16 protein-coding genes are annotated in these 18107 nt (G+C 63.9%); 4 read left to right on the forward strand and 12 right to left on the reverse strand.

Features of this window, described 5'->3' with window-relative positions; all coding sequences use genetic code 11:
• Nucleotides 1–20 precede the first annotated feature (20 nt).
• The gene (locus tag IVA74_RS05030) at nucleotides 21–695 is read right to left on the reverse strand and encodes an HAD-IA family hydrolase (RefSeq protein ID WP_247340469.1); all 675 of its coding nucleotides are present in this window, start codon (nucleotides 693–695) and stop codon (nucleotides 21–23) included.
• Between the two features lie 154 nt (nucleotides 696–849).
• Between IVA74_RS05030 and IVA74_RS05035 the strand changes: the two genes are divergently transcribed.
• Complete coding sequence (locus IVA74_RS05035) at nucleotides 850–1311, forward strand: nuclear transport factor 2 family protein (RefSeq protein WP_247340470.1); 462 nt, start codon at nucleotides 850–852, stop codon at nucleotides 1309–1311.
• Nucleotides 1312–1539: 228 nt separating this feature from the next.
• Here the strand turns inward: IVA74_RS05035 and IVA74_RS05040 are convergent, their stop codons facing one another.
• The 9 genes from IVA74_RS05040 to IVA74_RS05080 all read right to left on the reverse strand — a co-directional run bounded on the left by IVA74_RS05040 (nucleotide 1540) and on the right by IVA74_RS05080 (nucleotide 13954).
• A complete protein-coding gene (locus IVA74_RS05040; RefSeq protein ID WP_024341426.1) occupies nucleotides 1540–1731 on the reverse strand; it encodes a hypothetical protein in 192 nt (63 codons plus the stop codon).
• A gap of 190 nt (nucleotides 1732–1921) precedes the next feature.
• On the reverse strand, nucleotides 1922–2332 hold the full coding sequence (locus tag IVA74_RS05045; RefSeq protein WP_247340472.1) for an acyl-CoA thioesterase: 411 nt from the start codon (nucleotides 2330–2332) through the stop codon (nucleotides 1922–1924).
• Between the two features lie 22 nt (nucleotides 2333–2354).
• Nucleotides 2355–4451, reverse strand: coding sequence for a 3-hydroxyacyl-CoA dehydrogenase NAD-binding domain-containing protein (locus IVA74_RS05050; RefSeq protein ID WP_247340475.1), 2097 nt, complete (start codon nucleotides 4449–4451; stop codon nucleotides 2355–2357).
• Nucleotides 4452–4453: 2 nt separating this feature from the next.
• Entirely contained in the window at nucleotides 4454–5737 is a 1284-nt protein-coding gene (locus IVA74_RS05055; protein ID WP_247340476.1) for an acetyl-CoA C-acetyltransferase, read from the reverse strand.
• Nucleotides 5737–8004 carry an acyl-CoA dehydrogenase gene (locus IVA74_RS05060; RefSeq protein ID WP_247340478.1) on the reverse strand — a complete coding sequence of 756 codons (2268 nt, stop codon included), beginning with the start codon at nucleotides 8002–8004 and terminating at the stop codon, nucleotides 5737–5739. The genes IVA74_RS05055 and IVA74_RS05060 overlap by 1 nt, the downstream gene beginning before the upstream one ends.
• 177 nt (nucleotides 8005–8181) lie before the next feature.
• On the reverse strand, nucleotides 8182–8805 hold the full coding sequence (locus IVA74_RS05065) for a flavin reductase family protein (protein ID WP_247340480.1): 624 nt from the start codon (nucleotides 8803–8805) through the stop codon (nucleotides 8182–8184).
• Between the two features lie 90 nt (nucleotides 8806–8895).
• A complete protein-coding gene (locus IVA74_RS05070; RefSeq protein ID WP_247340482.1) occupies nucleotides 8896–9495 on the reverse strand; it encodes a TetR family transcriptional regulator in 600 nt (199 codons plus the stop codon).
• Between the two features lie 35 nt (nucleotides 9496–9530).
• Entirely contained in the window at nucleotides 9531–12668 is a 3138-nt protein-coding gene (locus IVA74_RS05075) for an efflux RND transporter permease subunit (RefSeq protein ID WP_247340492.1), read from the reverse strand.
• Between the two features lie 179 nt (nucleotides 12669–12847).
• Nucleotides 12848–13954: an efflux RND transporter periplasmic adaptor subunit gene (locus tag IVA74_RS05080; RefSeq protein WP_247340494.1), complete on the reverse strand. Its 1107-nt coding sequence runs from the start codon at nucleotides 13952–13954 to the stop codon at nucleotides 12848–12850.
• Between the two features lie 169 nt (nucleotides 13955–14123).
• On the opposite strand from IVA74_RS05080, the gene IVA74_RS05085 reads away from it, so the two are divergent.
• Together IVA74_RS05085 and IVA74_RS05090 are read left to right on the forward strand one after the other, a co-directional pair.
• Nucleotides 14124–14354, forward strand: a complete 231-nt coding sequence (locus tag IVA74_RS05085) for an antitoxin MazE family protein (RefSeq protein WP_247340496.1) — start codon at nucleotides 14124–14126, stop codon at nucleotides 14352–14354.
• Nucleotides 14355–14508: 154 nt separating this feature from the next.
• A complete protein-coding gene (locus tag IVA74_RS05090) occupies nucleotides 14509–14862 on the forward strand; it encodes a type II toxin-antitoxin system PemK/MazF family toxin (RefSeq protein WP_247340590.1) in 354 nt (117 codons plus the stop codon).
• A gap of 61 nt (nucleotides 14863–14923) precedes the next feature.
• Here the strand turns inward: IVA74_RS05090 and IVA74_RS05095 are convergent, their stop codons facing one another.
• Nucleotides 14924–16264, reverse strand: a complete 1341-nt coding sequence (locus IVA74_RS05095; RefSeq protein ID WP_247340498.1) for an MFS transporter — start codon at nucleotides 16262–16264, stop codon at nucleotides 14924–14926.
• 79 nt (nucleotides 16265–16343) lie between these two features.
• Between IVA74_RS05095 and IVA74_RS05100 the strand changes: the two genes are divergently transcribed.
• Nucleotides 16344–16784, forward strand: coding sequence for a DUF2809 domain-containing protein (locus IVA74_RS05100; RefSeq protein ID WP_247340499.1), 441 nt, complete (start codon nucleotides 16344–16346; stop codon nucleotides 16782–16784).
• A gap of 73 nt (nucleotides 16785–16857) precedes the next feature.
• Here IVA74_RS05100 and IVA74_RS05105 read toward each other — a convergent pair whose 3' ends face one another.
• Nucleotides 16858–18021 (reverse strand): crosslink repair DNA glycosylase YcaQ family protein, encoded by a 1164-nt coding sequence (locus IVA74_RS05105; RefSeq protein ID WP_247340501.1) that lies wholly within the window; start codon nucleotides 18019–18021, stop codon nucleotides 16858–16860.
• Between the last annotated feature and the right edge of the window lie 86 nt (nucleotides 18022–18107).

Below are 18107 nucleotides of genomic sequence, written 5' to 3' on the forward strand. Positions count from 1 at the left end.
CGGTTAACGGACCAACGTCCTCACCACGCCATCGCGGCGGCGAGGCGCGCCAGCAGTGTCGGATCGTCGTAAGCGCTGGCGGAAGCGACCGCGCCGGCGGCAACAAGGTCGGCGTGGCCGAGAGTGGTGCGCATCCCGATGGTCGGAATGCCGGCGGCGGCGGCCGATTGCACGCCGGAGCGGGAATCCTCGAACGCGATCGAGGCCGCCGCGCTGGCGCCGGCGAAGCGCAGCCCTTCCTGATAGGGCAGCGGATGCGGCTTGCCGTGCGGCAGCTCGTCGCCGATCACGATCGCCTTGAAGCGGTCCGTAATGCCGAGGCCCGACAGCAGCAGTTCGGCGTTGAGACGCGGCGCGTTGGTCACGGCCACCATGGGAATGCCGGCGCTATCGGCACGGTCGAGCAGCGCCATCAGGCCCGGAAGCGGCACGATCTGTCCAGCCACCAGGTCACGAAAGATCGCCTCCTTCTCGCCGAGGATTGCAACGCGACGTTCCGGCGATTCGTCCGGCAGAAATCGCTCCCCGATCGACACATTGGAAAAACCCTGGAGCTCGCGCTTGAAGCGCTCCTCATCCACGATATGGCCGCGCGGGGCGAACACGCGATGGAACGCCTCGCGATGAAGGAAATCCGTGTCGGCCAACGTGCCGTCGATGTCGAACAGCAGCGCCCTGCCCATCGCGTCGATCATGTCCGTACTTTCCCAAATGCGCAGCGCATTGATGCGAAAGACGTATCAATACACCCTCGATCGCGCAATGACACATCCACATGACGGAGATGCGCCACTCGACAAAGTCGCGCGCGGCTGCAACACTGGCTGCAAGATCAAAAAGGAGGAAACGATGACGATCAACCGACGCGATCTGGCTCTCTCGACTCTTGCCGTCTCGGCGCTTGCTGTCTCAGCTGTCACGACACCGGCGCTGGCGGCATCGGCGGACGAGGAAGCCGTGGCGAAGAAGGTCGAGGCCTTCCGTCTCGCCCAGATCGCCGCCGATCCCAAGGCGCTCGGTGCGCTGTGCTGGGACGATGTCAGCTACAGCCATTCCAGCGGCAAGGTCGAGGACAAGGCAACCTTCGTCACCAACGCCACCGACGGCAAGTCGAAATTCCTGTCGATCGAGTACAAGGACCCGACCATCAAGGTGGTCGGCCCCGCCGCGATCGTGCGCTTCCATTGGGTAGCGGAACAGGAGATGGCGGCCGATGGGAAAAAAGTGCCGACCAACCTTCACATCCTGATGAACTGGCAGAAGCAGGGCGATGACTGGAAGCTGCTCTCAAGGTCGGCGACGAAGTTGTGAACAACGGCTCTTTCCCTCTCCCCCTTGTGGGAGAGGGTGGCTTCGCGAAGCGAAGTCGGGTGAGGAGTTTCTCTCCGAGAACGAATCTCCCGCTTCTGAATCTGCTGAAACGACCCCTCATCCGGCGCTTCGCCCCACCTTCTCCCATAAAGGGGAGAAGGGAAGGCAGAGTTCGCGGCAAAAGATTCCTACCTCTCGCGCTACGCGCGACCCTGACCAGCGGGACTACTACGCCGCTTCCTTCACATCACCGTTAACCAGCTTGCGCGCGGCGCGCTCGGCTTCGCGGGCGTTGCGGAAGAGCTGGCCTTCAAGGCGGTTGAAGCGGTGGGATGAGGCGAAGAAGCAGTAGCCCCCTTGAGAACGAACGACGATACCTGCGGTCTGCGAATTGACTTCGATGATGTAGCTGTCCGGCATGGCCCTTAGATTCCTCAGTGCGAGCAAATAACGGCATCGGTGCCCAAAGGTTCCTTGAGCAAATCAGCCTGTTTCCACCCGAATCGACGGGAAATTGAGTACGCCGGGACCTCATCCATTTTATGACTTGTTCTTGGCGAAGACGCGACGATGGCAGGCGCAACGCCGCGCGGTCATGCGTCGCGCGCGGTTACGTCGCGATTGGTGGATCGTTTCTCTGGATCGTTTGCGGACGGCCGTCGTCGTCGATCGAGACGTAAGTGAAATTGCCGTCGGTCACCAGGATCGGCTGGAGCTCCCTGCGCCGCAGCGCCCAGGCTTCGAGATGCACGGTCATCGAGGTACGGCCCACGCGGACGAGATTGGCATAGACCGAAACGAGATCGCCGACATAGACCGCTTTGCGAAAATTCATAGCTTCGATTGCGACGGTCACCGTGCGCGACTTCGCGGCTTTTGACGCAAACACGCCGCCGCCGACATCCATCTGGCTGAGCAGCCAGCCGCCGAAGATGTCGCCGTTTGCATTGGTGTCGGCGGGCATCGCCAGCGTGCGGATGCAGAGATCGCCGCTCGGCCCGGTATTGGCTTGTTCGTTCATGCCTCTCTCACTTGAAATTTGCTCACTTGAAATTGTCCCAGCCCGGATCCGGCGCAAAGCGCTCGCCGAATCTCCCGGCCAGCGCGCGCAAGGTGGATACGACATTCTCCACGCCGCGCGTGCGCGCATAGTTCAACGGACCACCACGGAACGGTGCATAACCGGTTCCGAAGATCATGGCGCCGTCGACCATGTCGGCATCGTCGACGATGCCTTCGCGAAGTGCCGCGACGCAGACGTTGGACATCGGCAGCACCAAACGGTCTATCATCTGCTCGGTGACGCGGGGGCCGGTTTCCGGCAACGGCGCCTTCTCCGCCTTGCCGTCCTTCCAGGTGTAGAAACCCTTGCCGGTCTTGCGACCGAGTTCGCCCTTGGCGACCTTCTCGCGCAGCCAGGCCGGCGTCGGCGGCAGCAGATCGCCGAACTTGGTGCGCAGCATGTCGCCGACATCAATGCAGATGTCGAGCCCGACCTGGTCGGCCAGTTCGATCGGCCCCATCGGCATGCCGAACTGCTCCGCGGCCGCGTCGATCAGGCGCTGGTCGATCTTCTCGTCCAGCATCACCATCGCCTCCAGCATGTAGGGCGTCAGCGCGCGGTTGACGAGGAATCCGGGCGAGCTTTTCACCGACAGCGGCAGTCGGTCGATGGCGCCGACGAAGGCGAGTGCTTCCTTGAGCACCTGCCCATCGTTGCCGTCATGGCTGACGATTTCGACCAGTTGCAGCCGCGACACCGGATTGAAGAAATGCAGGCCGACGAGGCGTTCCGGCCGCGCCAGCGTCGTGCGCAGGTCCTGGAGCGGAATGCTCGAGGTGTTGGTCGCAAGGATCGCGCCCGGCTTCATCTTCGGCTCGATACTCGCATAGACCTTCTGCTTGAGCTCCAGCTTTTCCGGCACCGCTTCGATGATGAGATCGGCGTTGCGGACCCCCTCCCCGTCCAGATCGGGGATAAGACGATCGAGCGCGTCGCGGACATCGGTGGGCTTCCGGATGATCTTGCCAAAAAGATCGGCGGCGCGCTTGACCGCGCCCGCGATCGGCTCCGCCTTCATGTCGGCAAGCGAGACGCGCAGCCCCTGCCCCGCACACCAGGCCGCGATGTCGCCGCCCATGGCGCCAGCGCCGATGACGTGAACCTGCTTGACCGTGTTGCCGGGGCCTGCCGCCTTCTTCATCTGCTCGCGCAGGAAGAACACGCGGATCAAATTCTGCGCGGTCGGCGTCACCATCAGCTTGGCGAATGAGGCCTGCTCTGCCCTGAGCATCGCGGCTTTGCTGCCGCCATGGGTCTCCCAGAGGTCGATCAGCGCGTAAGGCGCGGGATAGTGCGCGCGGGACGCAGCCTTCGCAGCTTCGCTGCGCATGCGCCTGGCAAGGAGCCCCCGCACCGGTCCGAAATTGGCGGCGCGGGTGAGAATCCCCGGGCGCGCTCGCTTCAACCGGCCAAACAGCGCATCCTTCACCGCATTGCTGACATGGCGCTCCTGCGTCACGGTGTCGACGAGGCCGAGCGATTTGGCGCGGCGCGCATCGATGGTGCGGCCCGTCAGCATCAAGGCCATCGACTGGGCCGGATTGACCAGCGCGGTGAAACGCGCCGTGCCGCCGAGACCAGGATGCAGGCCGAGCATCACCTCCGGAAAGCCGAAGCGCGCGCCGTCGATGGCGATACGCGATTGGCAGGCGAGCGCGACCTCGAGCCCGCCGCCGAGACAGAAACCATGGATGACCGCGACGGTCGGCAGCCTCAGCGCCTCCAGATGATCGACCACCGCATGCGCGGCGCGGATCCGTATCTCCACCATTGCGGGATCGCTGGCGCCGCGGAATTCGTTGACGTCGGCGCCGGCAATGAAGCCGGACGATTTTGCGGAGCGGATCACGAGGCCGGCAGGACGCTCGGTCTCGATCGCCGCGAGCACGGTGTCGAACTCCTCCATCACATCCGAGGACAGCGTGTTGGCGCTGGCATCGGCGCGGTCGAACAGCAGCCAGGCGACACCGTCGGCATCGCGCGTCAGCTTGAAGTTCTTGTAGGGACTGTCTGACGCCGGCTTCGGCCCGAGCGTGAGGACGCGATCGCCGAGCGCGGTCATGATCCTGGAATCCATGGTCACACCGCCTCGATCAGCATGGCGCCGCCGAGTCCGCCGCCGATGCACTCAGTAGCAACGCCACGCCGCGTGCCGAGCCGCTTCATCGCATTGACCAGATGCAGCACGATGCGGTTGCCGGAGGTGCCGACGGGATGCCCGAGCGAGATGGCGCCGCCGTCGACATTGAGCTTTTCGCGGTCGATCTCGCCGGCCGCGCCGTCGAGCCGCAAAATCTCGCGGCAGAATTTGTCGTCATTCCAGGCGGCAAGGCAGCCGAGCACTTGCGTGGCGAAGGCCTCGTTCAATTCCCAGGTCTCGACATCCTTGATGGTGAGGTTGTTGCGCTTCAGTAGCGGCGTCGCCGACATCACGGGACCGAGCCCCATGATAGCAGGATCGAGCGCGGCCCAGTTGCTGTCGACGATAACCGCCTTCGGCGTCAGCTTGTACTTGGCGACCGCTTCGTCGGAAGCCAGGATCACCCAGGACGCGCCGTCGGTGATCTGCGAGGAATTTCCGGCGGTGACCCGGCCCCAGGGACGCTCGAACACCGGTCTCAGTTTTGCCAGCGTCTCGGCCGACGAGTCCGGCCGCACGCCATCGTCATGGTCGAAGAACTTGCCGTCGCGGGAGAATGCGGTCTCGACCTCGCCCTTCAGAAAACCCGACGTCTGCGCATGCGCAAGCCGGCGATGGCTCTCGGCGGCGTAAGCGTCGGACTGGGCGCGGGTGATGCCGAAGAGATGGCCGACGACCTCGGCGGTCTGGCCCATGTTCAGGTCGGTGATGGGATCGGTCAGCCCACGCTCGAGCCCGATGATCGGCTTGAGATAGCGCGGCCGCAATTTGAAAGCAGCGGCAAGCTTCGCGGCCACGCCCTTGGCCGTGGCAAGGCCGGCGAACCAGCGCACGCCGGAATTCGGCCAGACCAGCGGCGCATGACTCAAGGCCTCGGTGCCGCCGGCGAGGATCATGTCGGCATGACCTTCGCGGATGTAGCGGTAGGCGGTGTCGATCGACTGCATGCCGGAGCCGCAATTGATCTGCACTGTGAAGGCGACCATGTCCTCGCCCATGCCGAGCCGAAGCGCGGCGACGCGGGCCGGGTTCATCTCGTCCGCGATCACGTTGACGCAGCCGAGAATGACCTGGTCGAAGGTATCAGGCGAAAACGGCTGGCGCGCCAACAGCGGCCGGCCGCATTGCACGGCGAGATCGACCGGCGTGAACGGACCCGGCCCCGAACGCGCTTTCAGAAACGGCGTTCGGCTGCCGTCGACGATGAATACCGGTCGTGCCATCAGCTCGCCGCCCTTTGGTCACCGAGTTCCTGGAAGAACTGATGCACGTCGCCGGTTTTCTTGTAAATCGGCGACAGCGCCTCCGGCGCAAAATCGTCGACCTCGATCACTTTTGCGACGGCTTCGCGAGCCGCGGCGAGCTGCTCGCCCTCGGCCTGCGTGATTACGCCCTTGGCGACCGCATCCTTCCAGTCGCTCATATGCGCCGCGCGCATGCGCTTGGCGATGGCGTCCGTGCCTGCGACCAGCTTGAACGCGCGCTCCAGCCGGGCAAAGCCGCCGTCGTCATCGACATGGGCAAGATCCGGCGTAAGGCGCTCGCGCGCCGCCGAGGGCTCCAGCACCAGGCTTGCACATTGGTGCACGACGCGGTCGGAGGGACCCAGCACCCGTGCGCCGAACGGCTGGACCACCAGCTTGAGAAAACCGGCGACAAAGCGGTTCGGCAGATTGGCGAGTATCTCCGCGAGCCGGTTCTCGATGGTCTTGAAGCCGGTCGCCATGCACCATTCGAGCGCGGCAAAATCCTCCTTCTGCCGGCCCTCGTCATGCCAGCGTTTGAGCGCGGCAGAGAGCAGATACAGCTCGGACAGGATGTCGCCGAAGCGCGCCGACAGCATCTCCTTGCGCTTGAACGCGCCGCCGAGCGTGAGCAGCGCCATGTCGGCGCAGAGTGCAAACGCCGCCGAATAGCGTGAGAGCTGGCGATAGAATGGCGTGGCGTCGCCCGCATCGGGCGCTGGCGCGAAGGCACCGAAGGTCCAGCTCCGGCCGAAGGCGCGCAACAGCGTCTCGAAACTATGGCCGACATGCTTCCAGAACGCCTTGTCGAAGGCGGTGAGCCCGCGTTCACGGTCGGTATCGGCAAGCGCATTCATCTCGTCGAGCAGATAAGGATGCGCGCGGATGGCGCCCTGCCCGAACACGATGAGATTGCGGGTGAGGATATTGGCACCCTCGACGGTGATGCCGACCGGGACGGCGCGGTGGAGATTGCCGAGATAGTTTTGCGGACCGTCGATCACGGCCTTGCCGCCATGGATGTCCATGGCGTCGTCGACCGCGGTGCGCATCCGCTCGGTCGCGTGCAGCTTCATGATGCCCGAGATGACGGCGGGGTGGATGCCGGCATTCAGCGCGGCGCAAGTGAGCCGCCGTGCCGCGTCGAGCTGATAGGCGGTCGCGACGATGCGGGCGAGCGGCTCCTCGACGCCCTCGAACTTGGAGATGGAGATGCCGAACTGCTCGCGGATGCGGGCATAGGCGCCGGTGGTGCGGGCGGCATAGGCGGCGCCGGCCGCAGACAGCGATGGCAGCGAGATGCCGCGGCCGGCGGCGAGCGCCGTCATCAGCATCTTCCAGCCCTGCCCCAACCGCTCCTGGCCGCCGATGACATAGTCGAGCGGGATGAAGACGTCGTGGCCCCGGTTCGGGCCGTTCTGGAACACCTGCATCGACGGCAGATGGCGATGGCCGATTTCGACGCCGGGCAGATCGGTCGGGATCAGCGCCACGCTGATGCCGAGCTGTTCCTGATCGCCGACGAGATGATCGGGGTCATGGGCTTTGAAGGCGAGGCCCAACAGCGTCGCGACGGGACCGAGCGTGATGTAGCGCTTGTGCCAGTTGAGCCTGAGGCCGATGACCTCGCGGCCCTCGAAATCGCCCCTGCAGATGATGCCGGTGTCGATCATCGAGGCCGCATCGGATCCGGCTTCCGGGCTGGTGAGACCGAAGCAGGGAATGTCGCGGCCGTCGGCAAGACGCGGCAGCCACCGCTGCTGCTGCTCCTTGGTGCCGAAGTGCATCAGGAGCTCGCCGGGGCCCAGCGAGTTCGGGACCATCACCGTCACCGCGGCGGCGATCGAGCGGGTCGAGATCTTGCGCACCACTTCCGAATGCGCATAGGGCGAAAAGCCGAGGCCGCCAAACTCTTTCGGAATGATCATGCCGAAGAATTTTTCGCGCTTGATGAAGGCCCACACGTCCTGCGGCAGGTCGCGCAATTCCCAAAAGATCTTCCACTCGTCAAGCATGGCGCAGAGCTCGTCGACGGGGCCGTTGAGAAAGGCCCGCTCCTGTTCGGTCAGCGTTGCCTGCGGGACCTTCAGCAGCTTCGACCAATCAGGGTTACCGGTGAAGAGATCGGCGTCCCACCAGACGTCGCCGGCCTCCAGCGCCTCCCGCTCGGTGTCCGACATCGCCGGCAGCACGCCGCGCGCCCAGGAGAAGATCGGCTTTGTGATGGTATCACGGCGGAAGCTCATAGCGGACCTCGTGCATCGGCGCGGTTATCGGGCATTTTAGCGAAAAGTGGCCGGCGGAGGTGAACACTTCGCCTGCGAAAATACGCGAATTGACGCGGCCGGGCGGCCGCCCAGAGGCTATAACGGCCGGGGCGTGGTGGCAGTTCCGGGAGGGGCTAGGCGACGAGGTCGGCCGGGCTAATCCGGCCGCACCATCTCGAACATGTTTTCCGGCTTGATCTCGAAATAATCACCGCTGCGGCCGGCGCGGACAATCGGGCGGGCGGCGGCGGTCTGGTAGACGCCGTCCTTGATCATGGCCTTGTCGATGTGGACGGCGACGACTTCGCCGAGCGTCAGCCAGGCATTGGCTTCCTTGCCGTCAGCGCCCTTGAGGCGGACGATATCCGCCACCTTGCATTCGAAGGCGACGGGGCTTTCGCCGACGCGCGGCACGTTGACGAGCTTGCCGGGCACGGCGGTCAGGCCTGCAATCTTGAACTCGTCGACCTCAGGCCCGACGTGGGCGGCGGTCGCGTTCATGTGCCTGGCCAGGTCCATCGTGGCGAGATTCCAGACGAACTCGCCGGTCTGCTGGATGTTCGCGACGGTGTCCTTCCAGTTGGTGGAGGAGAAGCCGATGATCGGCGGCACATAGCAGAACGCGTTGAAGAAGCTGTAGGGCGCGAGATTGACGTGGCCGTTGGTGTCGCGCGACGAAATCCAGCCGATCGGCCGCGGCGCGACGATGGCGTTGAAGGGATCGTGCTTGAGGCCGTGGCCCTTGGCGGGCTCGTAGAAGTGCAGGTCTTTGTCGGTCACGCTGGCTTTTCCCCGGTCCTTGTGCCCGGATTGCGCTTCGCTCCATCCGGACTACGTCGGCCTGCTTATAGGAGGAAATCCGCCGCCGCGTCAGTGCCGCGGGGACAATCCCGCGATGACGAAATCGATCATCTGGTCGATGGTCGGACCCGGCTTGGTGGCGCACTGGGCGATCATCTGGGGGTGGAAGAAGCGCATCATCGCGGTGCAGGCGCAGAGCGCGGCCAGTTTCAGGTCCGGGGCCTCGAACTCGCCGGAGGCCGCGCCTTGCGCGATCATCTGGCCGATGACCCCGGCAATGCACTCCATGTGGTTGACGCAGACGTCCCAGTCCTCCTGCATCGCGATCTCGACCATCTCGTGCAACTTGGAATCGCCGACATAGCGCTCGGTGTTCATGCGATGGATGGTGGAGAGCAACTCGCGGAAGCGCGGGAGTACCGGACCCGGCCTCGCCACGATCCGCTGCGCTTCCAGTTCGACCTCGCACATCAGCGAGCGGGCCACCGCCTGATGAATCGCCTTCTTCGATTCGAAGAAGCGATAGACGTTGGCGGGGCTCATCTTGAGCTCCTTGGCGATGTCCCCGACCGTGGTCTTGAGATAGCCGATCTGGCGGAACAGCCGTTCGGCCACCTCGAGAATACGATCCCGGGTGTCGCCTTCGATATGTTCCGAAACCAGTGTCATCTGTCAGGACTCGTCAATCAGCAGTTCATCTTCACTTATTCAGCCGCCTCAGCAAGCGGAATTGCGTGCTCGTCATCGCTCCCATGCTGCGGTGCGGCGGGCTGCTCGGGGGTGCCTGCCTCATCCAGGCTCTTGCGGAACCAGAGGGCGTAGAGGCCCGGCAGGTACAGCAGCGTCAGGAAGGTCGCAACGAACAGTCCGCCCATGATGGTGATCGCCATCGGGCCCCAGAACGCCGAGCGCGACAGCGGGATCATGGCGAGGATGGCGGCGAGCGCCGTCAGCACCACCGGCCGGGCACGGCGGACGGTGGCCTCTACGATCGCCTCGCGACGGGTCAAGCCATGAGAAACGTCGGTCTCGATCTGGTCGACCAGGATCACCGCGTTGCGCATGATCATGCCGGCGAGCGCGATCAGGCCGAGCAGCGCCACGAAGCCGAACGGAGCGTTGGCGATGTTGAGCCCGAGGGAGGCGCCGACGATACCGAGGGGTGCGGTTAAAAACACCAGGATCAAGCGGGAGAAGCTCTGAAGCTGGAACATCAGCAGCGTCAGCATCACCATGACCATCAGCGGGAAGAGAACGAAGATCGAGGCGTTACCCTTGGCGGATTCCTCGAACGCGCCGCCCGCCTCGATGCGGTAGGCCGGCTCGAGGTTGTCCGTGATCGCCTTCAGCTTCGGCGTGATCTGGCCGGTGACGTCAGGCGCCTGCACGCCGTCGACGACGTCGGAGCGCACAGTGATCGCCATGTCGCGATTGCGCCGCCACATGATCGGCTCCTCGTGGCCGTATTCGATCTTGGCGATCTGCTGGAGCGGCACGGCAACGCCGTTACGCGAGGTGATGGTGAGATCACCGACGCCGCCGAGGTCGAGGCGTTCGGACGGGATCGCACGGGCGACCACGGCCACCTTCTCGATACCGTCGCGCACGGTCGTCACCTGTGAGCCCGAGATCAGCATCGACAGCGCCTGCGACACGTCCTGCGGCGTCAGGCCCATGGCGCGGGCGCGATCCTGGTCGACGACGAGCTTGAGGTAAGGCGACTGCTCGTTCCAGTCGAGCTGGACGTCCTTGACGCTCTTGTTCTGCCGCATGACGTCGCGAACCTGGTAGGCGATCTCGCGCACCTTGTTGGCGTCGGGGCCGATCACGCGGAACTGCACGGGAAAGCCGACCGGGGGACCGAAATTGAAGCGGTCGACGCGCACGCGGGCCTCGTTGAGCGCGCCGTCGGCGACGGCGTTTTCAAGCTTGGCCTTGATACGCTCGCGCGCCTCGACGCCCTTTGCGACGATGACGATTTCGGCAAAAGCCTCGTTCGGAAGCTGCGGATTGAGGCCGAGCCAGAAACGCGGCGAGCCCTGCCCGACATAGGCCGTATAGGTCTCGATGTCCTTGTCGTCCTTGAGCAGCGTCTCGGCCTTCTTCACCGCCTTTTCCGTGACGTTGAAGGCGGTGCCCTCGGGCAGGCGAAGCTGGAGGAACAGCTCGGGGCGCTCGGACAGCGGGAAGAACTGCTGCTGGACGTGGCCGAATCCGACGATCGAGGCGATGAAAACGCCGACGGTCGCGACCACCACGGTGACGCGGTGGTTGACGCACCATTGCACGATGGCGCGCAGGCCCCGATACATGCGGGTCTCGTAGACCGCGTGCGGATCGTGATTATGGTGCAGCTTGATGTTGGGCAGCAGCATGACGCCGATATAGGGCGTGAAGATCACCGCCACGAACCAGGACGCGACCAGCGCAATCGCCACGATCCAGAAGATGCTGCCGGCATATTCGCCGACCGCGGAATTGGCAAAGCCGATGGGGAGGAAGCCAGCGGCCGTGACCAGCGTTCCCGTGAGCATCGGAAACGCAGTGGATTCCCAGGCAAAGGACGCCGCACGCATGCGGTCCCAGCCCTGCTCCATCTTCACCACCATCATCTCGACCGCGATGATGGCGTCATCGACGAGCAGGCCGAGTGCGATGATCAGCGCTCCCAGCGTGATGCGGTGCAGGTCGAGCGACATCGTGTTCATGACGACGAAGACGATGCCGAGCACCAAGGGCACCGACAGCGCGACCACGATTCCGGTGCGCCAGCCGAGCGCCAGGAACGACACGAACAGCACGATGACGAGGGCTTCCATGAAGGAGTGCACGAACTCGCCGACGGCGTGCTCGACCACCTTGGGCTGGTCGGCGATCAGCTTGACGTCGACGCCCTGCGGCACCGCCTTCATGAATTCAGCCGTCGCCTTCTCGACCTCCTTGCCGAGATCGAGGATGTTGGCGCCCTTGGCGGTGACGACACCGATGCCGATCGCGGCCTTGCCTTCCTGGCGCACGATGAAACTCGGCGGGTCGACATAGCCATGGGTGACGGTGGCGATGTCGCCGAGACGGAACACGCGGCCATTGCTCTCGACCGGGGTTTCGGCCACGGCCTTGGCGCCGTCGAGCGCCCCCGTGACGCGCAGCGGCACGCGCTGCGACGAGGTCTCGACCGTGCCGGCCGGGGTCACGTTGTTCTGCTTGGCGAGCGAATCGAACAGCGCCTGCGGCGTGATGCCGAGGGTGGCGAGCTTGGCGTGCGAGAATTCGACGAAGATGCGCTCATCCTGGTTGCCGTAGACGTCGACCTTGGTCACGCCGGGCACCTTCAGGAGGCGCTGCCGAAAACCCTCCGAGACCTTCTTGAGCTGCGCATAATCGGCGCCGTCGCCGGTCATCATGTAGAGAATCGAATCGACGTCGGAGAACTCGTCGTTGACAACGGGGCCCAGAATCCCCGCGGGCAGTTGGGCCTGCACGTCGACCAGCTTCTTGCGCAGCAGATAAAAGAGATACGGCACATCCTTCGGCGGCGTGGAATCGCGGAAGGTCACCTGGAGCGCGGTGAAGCCGGGCTTGGAATAGGTCTGCACCTTCTCGAAGTAGGGCAGCTCCTGGATCTTCTTCTCGATGGGATCGGCGACCTGAGCCTGCATTTCCTGCGCGGTCGCGCCCGGCCAGATCACGGAGACGTTGACCACCTTCACCGTAAAGAACGGATCCTCGGCACGGCCGAGCTTCTGATACGAGAAGAACCCGGCGATGCCGAGTATGACCATCAGGAACAGGACCAGGGTCGGATGGCTGACGGCCCAGGCCGAAAGGTTGAAGCGCTTCATCGCACTCTCCAAAGATGATCCGGTTGCAAAAAAAGGCAGCTACTCTGTTCAACGCGTCGTCGCGAGGCAGCGAAGCAATCCAGGGGGCTGGGCAGGTTCTGGATCGCTTCGCCGCTTCAGCCCCAGCATTTGCGCTTAGGCCGAAACTCACCTCACACGACGTAACTCGTAAACGAGACTTAAAAGGACAGTGACGATACGATCCGCACCCTCTGGCCCGGATCGAGCTTCTGCACACCGAGGGCGACGATCTTGGCGCCCTCTTCGACACCGCCGGTGATGACGACGTCGTTGCTCTCGTAGGACTTCACCGCGACCGGCTTCAGCGTGACCGCGCCGTTGTCGTCGACGACGAAGAAGGACGGCTTGCCGCCTTCGTTGAACAGCGCCGACAGCGGCAACCGCGCGACGCGCTCGGTCGCGGCATCCGACAGCGTCAGCGTCGCGGTCATGCCGAGCGAAACCCTGTCGTCGGCCTCGGGCAGCGAGAATTTTGCGAGATAGGTGCGCGTGGCGGAATCCGCGGTCGGCGCGATCTCGCGCAGCTTGGCCGTATATTTCTTGCCCGGCTCCGACCAAAGAGTGACGCTGGCGGCGCCCGACTTGGCACGTCCGACCAGCGTCTCAGGGATCGCGACGACCGCTTCCTTTTCGGCAAAGCGGGCGACACGGATCGAGGTCTGGCCTGCGGCAACCACCTGGCCTGGCTCGATCAGCGTTGCGGTGACGACGCCACGGGCGTCGGCGTTGAGCGTCGCGTAGGAAAGGGAATTATTGGTCAGCTCGACCGAGCGCTCGGCCCGATTCAGGCGCGCGCGCGCCTCATCGGCGGAAGCGCGGCTCTGGTCGAGTTGGGCGTCGGTGGTCCAGCCCTTGGCCTTCAAATCCTTGGCGCGCTGCTCGGCGGCGGCGGCCTGAGCCAGCACGCCGGTCGCAGCGGTTTGCTCGGCGACCGCTTGCTCAGCCTGGAGCTTCAGGTCGATCTCATCGAGGGTCGCGAGCGGCTGGCCGATCTCGACGGTCTGGCCGACCTCGACCAGGCGCTTGGCAACCTTGCCGGCGACGCGAAAACCGAGATCGCTCTCGATCCGCGGCCTGACCGTGCCGACGAAGCTGCGCTCCGGCGTTTCGGCATCATAATGGGCCGTTGCGACCAGAACCGGCCGCGGCGGCTCGGCCTTTTCAGCAACGGTGTCATTGCACCCGCCCAGGGTGGCAGCCATCAACGCCAGCGACACACCCGCCAATAGCTTGGAATAGCTCGACAAAACTGACCGGACGAACATCGGAGAACACTCCTGCGGCTGCAATGAGAGGAATGTCGACTAATCATTGATAAAAGTCAATATTCGTCAGTCATCAGGAAAGCGTGATCGTTAAGGGATAGTAAGATTCCGTGGATTGGCGGAACTCCCTTCGCCTGATATGGTTACATGTAACCAAACGGAGAGAACTATGCCGTCCTCTTCTAAGCCGAAGTCGTCGCGAGCGAAGGTCCGCAAGCATCGAGAGCGGCTGCGCGCGCAGGGGCTCCGTCCGATCCAGATCTGGGTTCCGGATGTACGTTCAGCCTCTTTCAAGGCGGAAGCCCATCGCCAATCATTGGCGGTCGCATCGAACCCACATGAGGATGAGGATCAGGCTTTCATCGATGCGATCTCCGATTGGCCTGGCGAGACAGAATAACCTGTGAACAGCGCAGGGAATCTCGTCGGCAGGGCCTCAGGCCCGAAACAGCTTCGCAGCAGGCTTTGGCCCAAACTCGCTCCCACTGAAATTCGTCCGCGCGCGGACGGAGGTCCAGCAACTGAGCGTGCCCAGCATGGCGGTTCACGAACCAATGAAGAGAGGCGAAGTTTGGACAGCAGCAGGCGCAAAGGACTACGGAGGGAAACCGCGTCCGGTCATCGTCGTGCAAGACGACGATTTTGACGCAACGGAATCGATCACGGTTTGCCCAATAACAACATTCGAAACTGAGGCACCACTCTTCAGATTGCAGGTCGAACCGAACGATCGCAACGGCCTCCGAGTGGCATGCCGCCTGATGGTCGACAAGATCACCACGGTACCGAAATCCAAGATGGGCATGCTGATCGGGCGGCTCGACGACGAGGATCTCTTGCGCCTCAATCGCGCCATGCTGGTGTTTCTCGGGCTGGCTGGCTCACAAAAATCCCGTGGCACAGGTTAGCGATCCGTGCGCCGGAGCAGCTTCGCCCTTCCAGGACGGTCCGAAGGACCACCCCGGAATATCAGCCCCCTCGCCGCCCCTGTTCGGCGAACTCGTGCTTGCTGTCGTGGCCGCCGATGAACACCAGGATGCCGGCGAGCAGAGGCAAGACCGCCAGCACCAACAAGCCGGTCGAGGTCTGGCCGGTGGCTTCCTTGACCCAGCCGATCAGGTAGGGGCCGCCGAAGCCGGCGAGGTTGCCGATCGAGTTGATCAGGGCGATGCCGCCGGCCGCCGCCGTGCCGGAGAGCCAGGCGGTCGGCAGGGTCCAGAACACGCCGAAGCAGCAGAACACCCCGATCGCGGCGACAGTCAGCACCACCATCGTCATGGTGGGATCGGTGAGATAGGAGGAGACGGCAAGCGCAGCGGCGGTAAGCAGCAGCGGCGCGCCGACATGCATCACGCGCTCGCGCGTGGCGTCCGAGTGCCGCGCCCACAGGATCATCGCCATGGTGCCGAACAGATATGGGATCGCGGTGACGAAGCCGGTCTGCGCATTGGTGAGGCCGAACGCCTTGACGATCTGCGGCAGCCAGAACTGCATGCCGTAGAGCGCGCCGACGAAGCCGAAATAGACCAGGCTGAGCGCGATCACCTTCGGCGACGACAAGGCCTCGCCGAGCGACAGATGCTTCACCGCCTGCTTGGCCGCGACTTCCGAATCGAGCCTGGACTTGAGCCAGGTCTTCTGCTCGGCAGAGAGCCAGTCCGCCTTTTCCGGCCTGTCGGTGAGATAGAACCAGGTGACGATGCCGAGCAGCACGGAAGGAATGCCCTCGATGATGAACAGCCACTGCCAGCCCTTCAGCCCCATCGCACCGTCAAGTCCGAGCAGCAGGCCCGAGACCGGCGCACCGATCACGGTCGAGACCGGAACGGCGATGGCGAAGGCCGCGAGAAAGCGGGCGCGATATTCGGCCGGATACCAATAGGTGAGATAGAGGATGATGCCGGGGAAGAAGCCGGCTTCGGCGACGCCGAGCAGGAAGCGCAGGACGTAGAAGCTCGTGACACCGCTCGTGAGCGCCATCAGCCCCGAGATGATGCCCCAGGTCACCATGATGCGGGCGATCCAGCGGCTGGCGCCGAATTTCTCCAGTGCCAGATTGCTCGGCACCTCGAAGATGAAATAGCCGATGAAGAAGATGCCGGCGCCCCAGGAGAAGATCAGCGGCGTGAACTTCAGCTCGGCATTCATGGTCAGCGCAGCGAAGCCGAGATTGACGCGGTCGAGATAGGAGAAGAAGTAGGCCAGCACCAGGAACGGAATCAGGCGCCAGGATATAGCGCGAATCGTCGAGGCCTCGATTTCGCTCTTGGCGCCGCCGGTCGGACCGGCATAGGTCGTGGTCTGGCTCATGGCTTCCCCCCGGGGTTGTTGCTTTTATTGGCTGAGAGCGGTTTTGAGCATGATCGGCCAAGAGTCAATGGAGCGAGCAATGCAAGGGGCGCAGCCGGATAAACCTGTTGCGCCGTTACGGACATCCCTGATCCGCGCCGGGCTGGCGCTGGCGGTGATCGTCTGCGGGCTGTCCCTGCGCTGGTACGGTTTTCCGCTCGGCCTGCCCGCCTTCGTGGTGAAGTACGGCGGCTCGCTGCTGTGGGCAACGATGGTGTTTCTGCTGGCGGGCGTTTTGCTGCCGCGGCTGCCACCAGCGCAGATCGCGGCCATCGCGATGGTGATCGCGGTCGTCGTCGAGTTTTCCCGGCAGGTGCATACGCCGTGGCTCGATGCGTTCAGGCTGACCACAGCCGGGGCGCTGCTCTTGGGGCGCATCTTCTCGCTGTGGAATTTGCTGGCGTATGCTGTCGGGATTGCGTTCGGCGTTTGGATTGATCGATTCATCGCGATGCGTAGGGTGGGTCAGCCGAAGGCGTAACCCACCACCTTCGCTTGCGCGGAAATAGACAGTGGAGGATTACGCTGCGCCAATCCGGCTTACGACGACATCCTCACTCCGCCAGCTGAAACTTCTCGAAACGATCGAGCTCCTCCTCGATCTTCTGCTTCAGCTCCTTGCGCGCCGCCGTCTTCTTGCCCTGCCCGACCCAGGTCCATTTCTGCATCAGCAGCTTCTTCGCCTGCCGGTCGGTCTTCAGATCGAGCGCGGCGACGATTTCGTCGCCGACCAGCACGGGGAGCGCGAAATAGCCGAGCTTGCGTTTCGCCTTGGGCACATAGGCCTCGAACAGATGGTTGTAGCCGAAGAAGAGATTGGTGCGCTTGCGCTGGATGATCAGCGGATCGAACGGCGAGAGGATGTGGACGAGATCGGAGGACGCGCGCTCGCCCGGCTCGAGCGCTGCCGGCTGTGCCCAGTGCTCCTGCTTGCCGGCACCGTCGATCGTCACGGGCACGAGTTTGCCACGGCGGGCGCGCGAGGCGATCAGGCCCGCCACCGCCGCCTTGCGCGGCGCGTCGAGATGGCAGATCGAATCGAGGCTCACCACGCCCTGCGACCGTAGCGCGCGGTCGAGCAGATAGGCCGTGATGTCCTTGGTCGAGGCCGGCTTCGGCAGCTTGTCCCAGCCGAAATGGCGCGTCATCAGCTCATAGGTCTTGAGCATGCCCTGGCGCTCGCTGATGGTCACGGCCCCCGTATAGAAGGCGAGTTGCAACGCCCGCTTCGAGGGTTTTCGGCTCTGCCAGAGATGCTCCTTCTCGGTGAGCACGTCGTCCTCGATGTCGCGGATCGTCAGCGGGCCGGCGCGCACCAGCCGCATCACCTTGCGCATGTCGGCAGGCATCACCGAGGCGAACCATTTGTGCCCCTCGCGGCGGTGCTCGCGCATGGCCGGCAGGAAGAAGCGGAAGTCGCCGGCCGGCACGTAAGAGAGCGCATGCGTCCAATATTCAAAGACGCTTCTGTCCACGCTCTGGGCGTGGCGCAGATCGGCGCGGCGGTAGGACGGGATGCGGCTGAACAGGATGTGGTGATGGCAGCGCTCGATCACGTTGATGGTGTCGATCTGTACATAGCCGAGATGGGCGACTGCGTCGGCGACGGCCTGCGCCCCGCCTCCGAACGGCGCGCGCTCATCCAGCCGCTGGGCATGAAGCCAGATCTGCCGGGCCTGTGTCGTGGTGAGTGGAATCGGTTTGGGCGCGCGGGACATTGCGGGAAGGAATGTAGCGGAATTCGCGCCGGGAGAAAGGAGACGGCAAAGCATCGGCCAAAGAAAAAACGCGCTGCCAACTGCTG

Source organism: Bradyrhizobium sp. 132 (genome assembly GCF_023074185.1).
GTDB lineage: Bacteria > Pseudomonadota > Alphaproteobacteria > Rhizobiales > Xanthobacteraceae > Bradyrhizobium.

Excerpts from the sequence above, each read along its gene's own strand:
- IVA74_RS05075 (WP_247340492.1), bottom strand. The coding sequence starts at position 12,668 with ATGAAGCGCTTCAACCTTTCGGCCTGGGCCGTCAGCCATCCGACCCTG.
- IVA74_RS05035 (WP_247340470.1), top strand. The coding sequence starts at position 850 with ATGACGATCAACCGACGCGATCTGGCTCTCTCGACTCTTGCCGTCTCG.
- IVA74_RS05100 (WP_247340499.1), top strand. The coding sequence starts at position 16,344 with ATGCAAGGGGCGCAGCCGGATAAACCTGTTGCGCCGTTACGGACATCC.
- IVA74_RS05090 (WP_247340590.1), top strand. The coding sequence starts at position 14,509 with ATGAAGAGAGGCGAAGTTTGGACAGCAGCAGGCGCAAAGGACTACGGA.
- IVA74_RS05085 (WP_247340496.1), top strand. The coding sequence starts at position 14,124 with ATGCCGTCCTCTTCTAAGCCGAAGTCGTCGCGAGCGAAGGTCCGCAAG.
- IVA74_RS05095 (WP_247340498.1), bottom strand. The coding sequence starts at position 16,264 with ATGAGCCAGACCACGACCTATGCCGGTCCGACCGGCGGCGCCAAGAGC.
- IVA74_RS05105 (WP_247340501.1), bottom strand. The coding sequence starts at position 18,021 with ATGTCCCGCGCGCCCAAACCGATTCCACTCACCACGACACAGGCCCGG.
- IVA74_RS05040 (WP_024341426.1), bottom strand. The coding sequence starts at position 1,731 with ATGCCGGACAGCTACATCATCGAAGTCAATTCGCAGACCGCAGGTATC.
- IVA74_RS05055 (WP_247340476.1), bottom strand. The coding sequence starts at position 5,737 with ATGGCACGACCGGTATTCATCGTCGACGGCAGCCGAACGCCGTTTCTG.
- IVA74_RS05060 (WP_247340478.1), bottom strand. The coding sequence starts at position 8,004 with ATGAGCTTCCGCCGTGATACCATCACAAAGCCGATCTTCTCCTGGGCG.
- IVA74_RS05030 (WP_247340469.1), bottom strand. The coding sequence starts at position 695 with ATGATCGACGCGATGGGCAGGGCGCTGCTGTTCGACATCGACGGCACG.
- IVA74_RS05080 (WP_247340494.1), bottom strand. The coding sequence starts at position 13,954 with ATGTTCGTCCGGTCAGTTTTGTCGAGCTATTCCAAGCTATTGGCGGGT.
- IVA74_RS05045 (WP_247340472.1), bottom strand. The coding sequence starts at position 2,332 with ATGAACGAACAAGCCAATACCGGGCCGAGCGGCGATCTCTGCATCCGC.
- IVA74_RS05070 (WP_247340482.1), bottom strand. The coding sequence starts at position 9,495 with ATGACACTGGTTTCGGAACATATCGAAGGCGACACCCGGGATCGTATT.
- IVA74_RS05050 (WP_247340475.1), bottom strand. The coding sequence starts at position 4,451 with ATGGATTCCAGGATCATGACCGCGCTCGGCGATCGCGTCCTCACGCTC.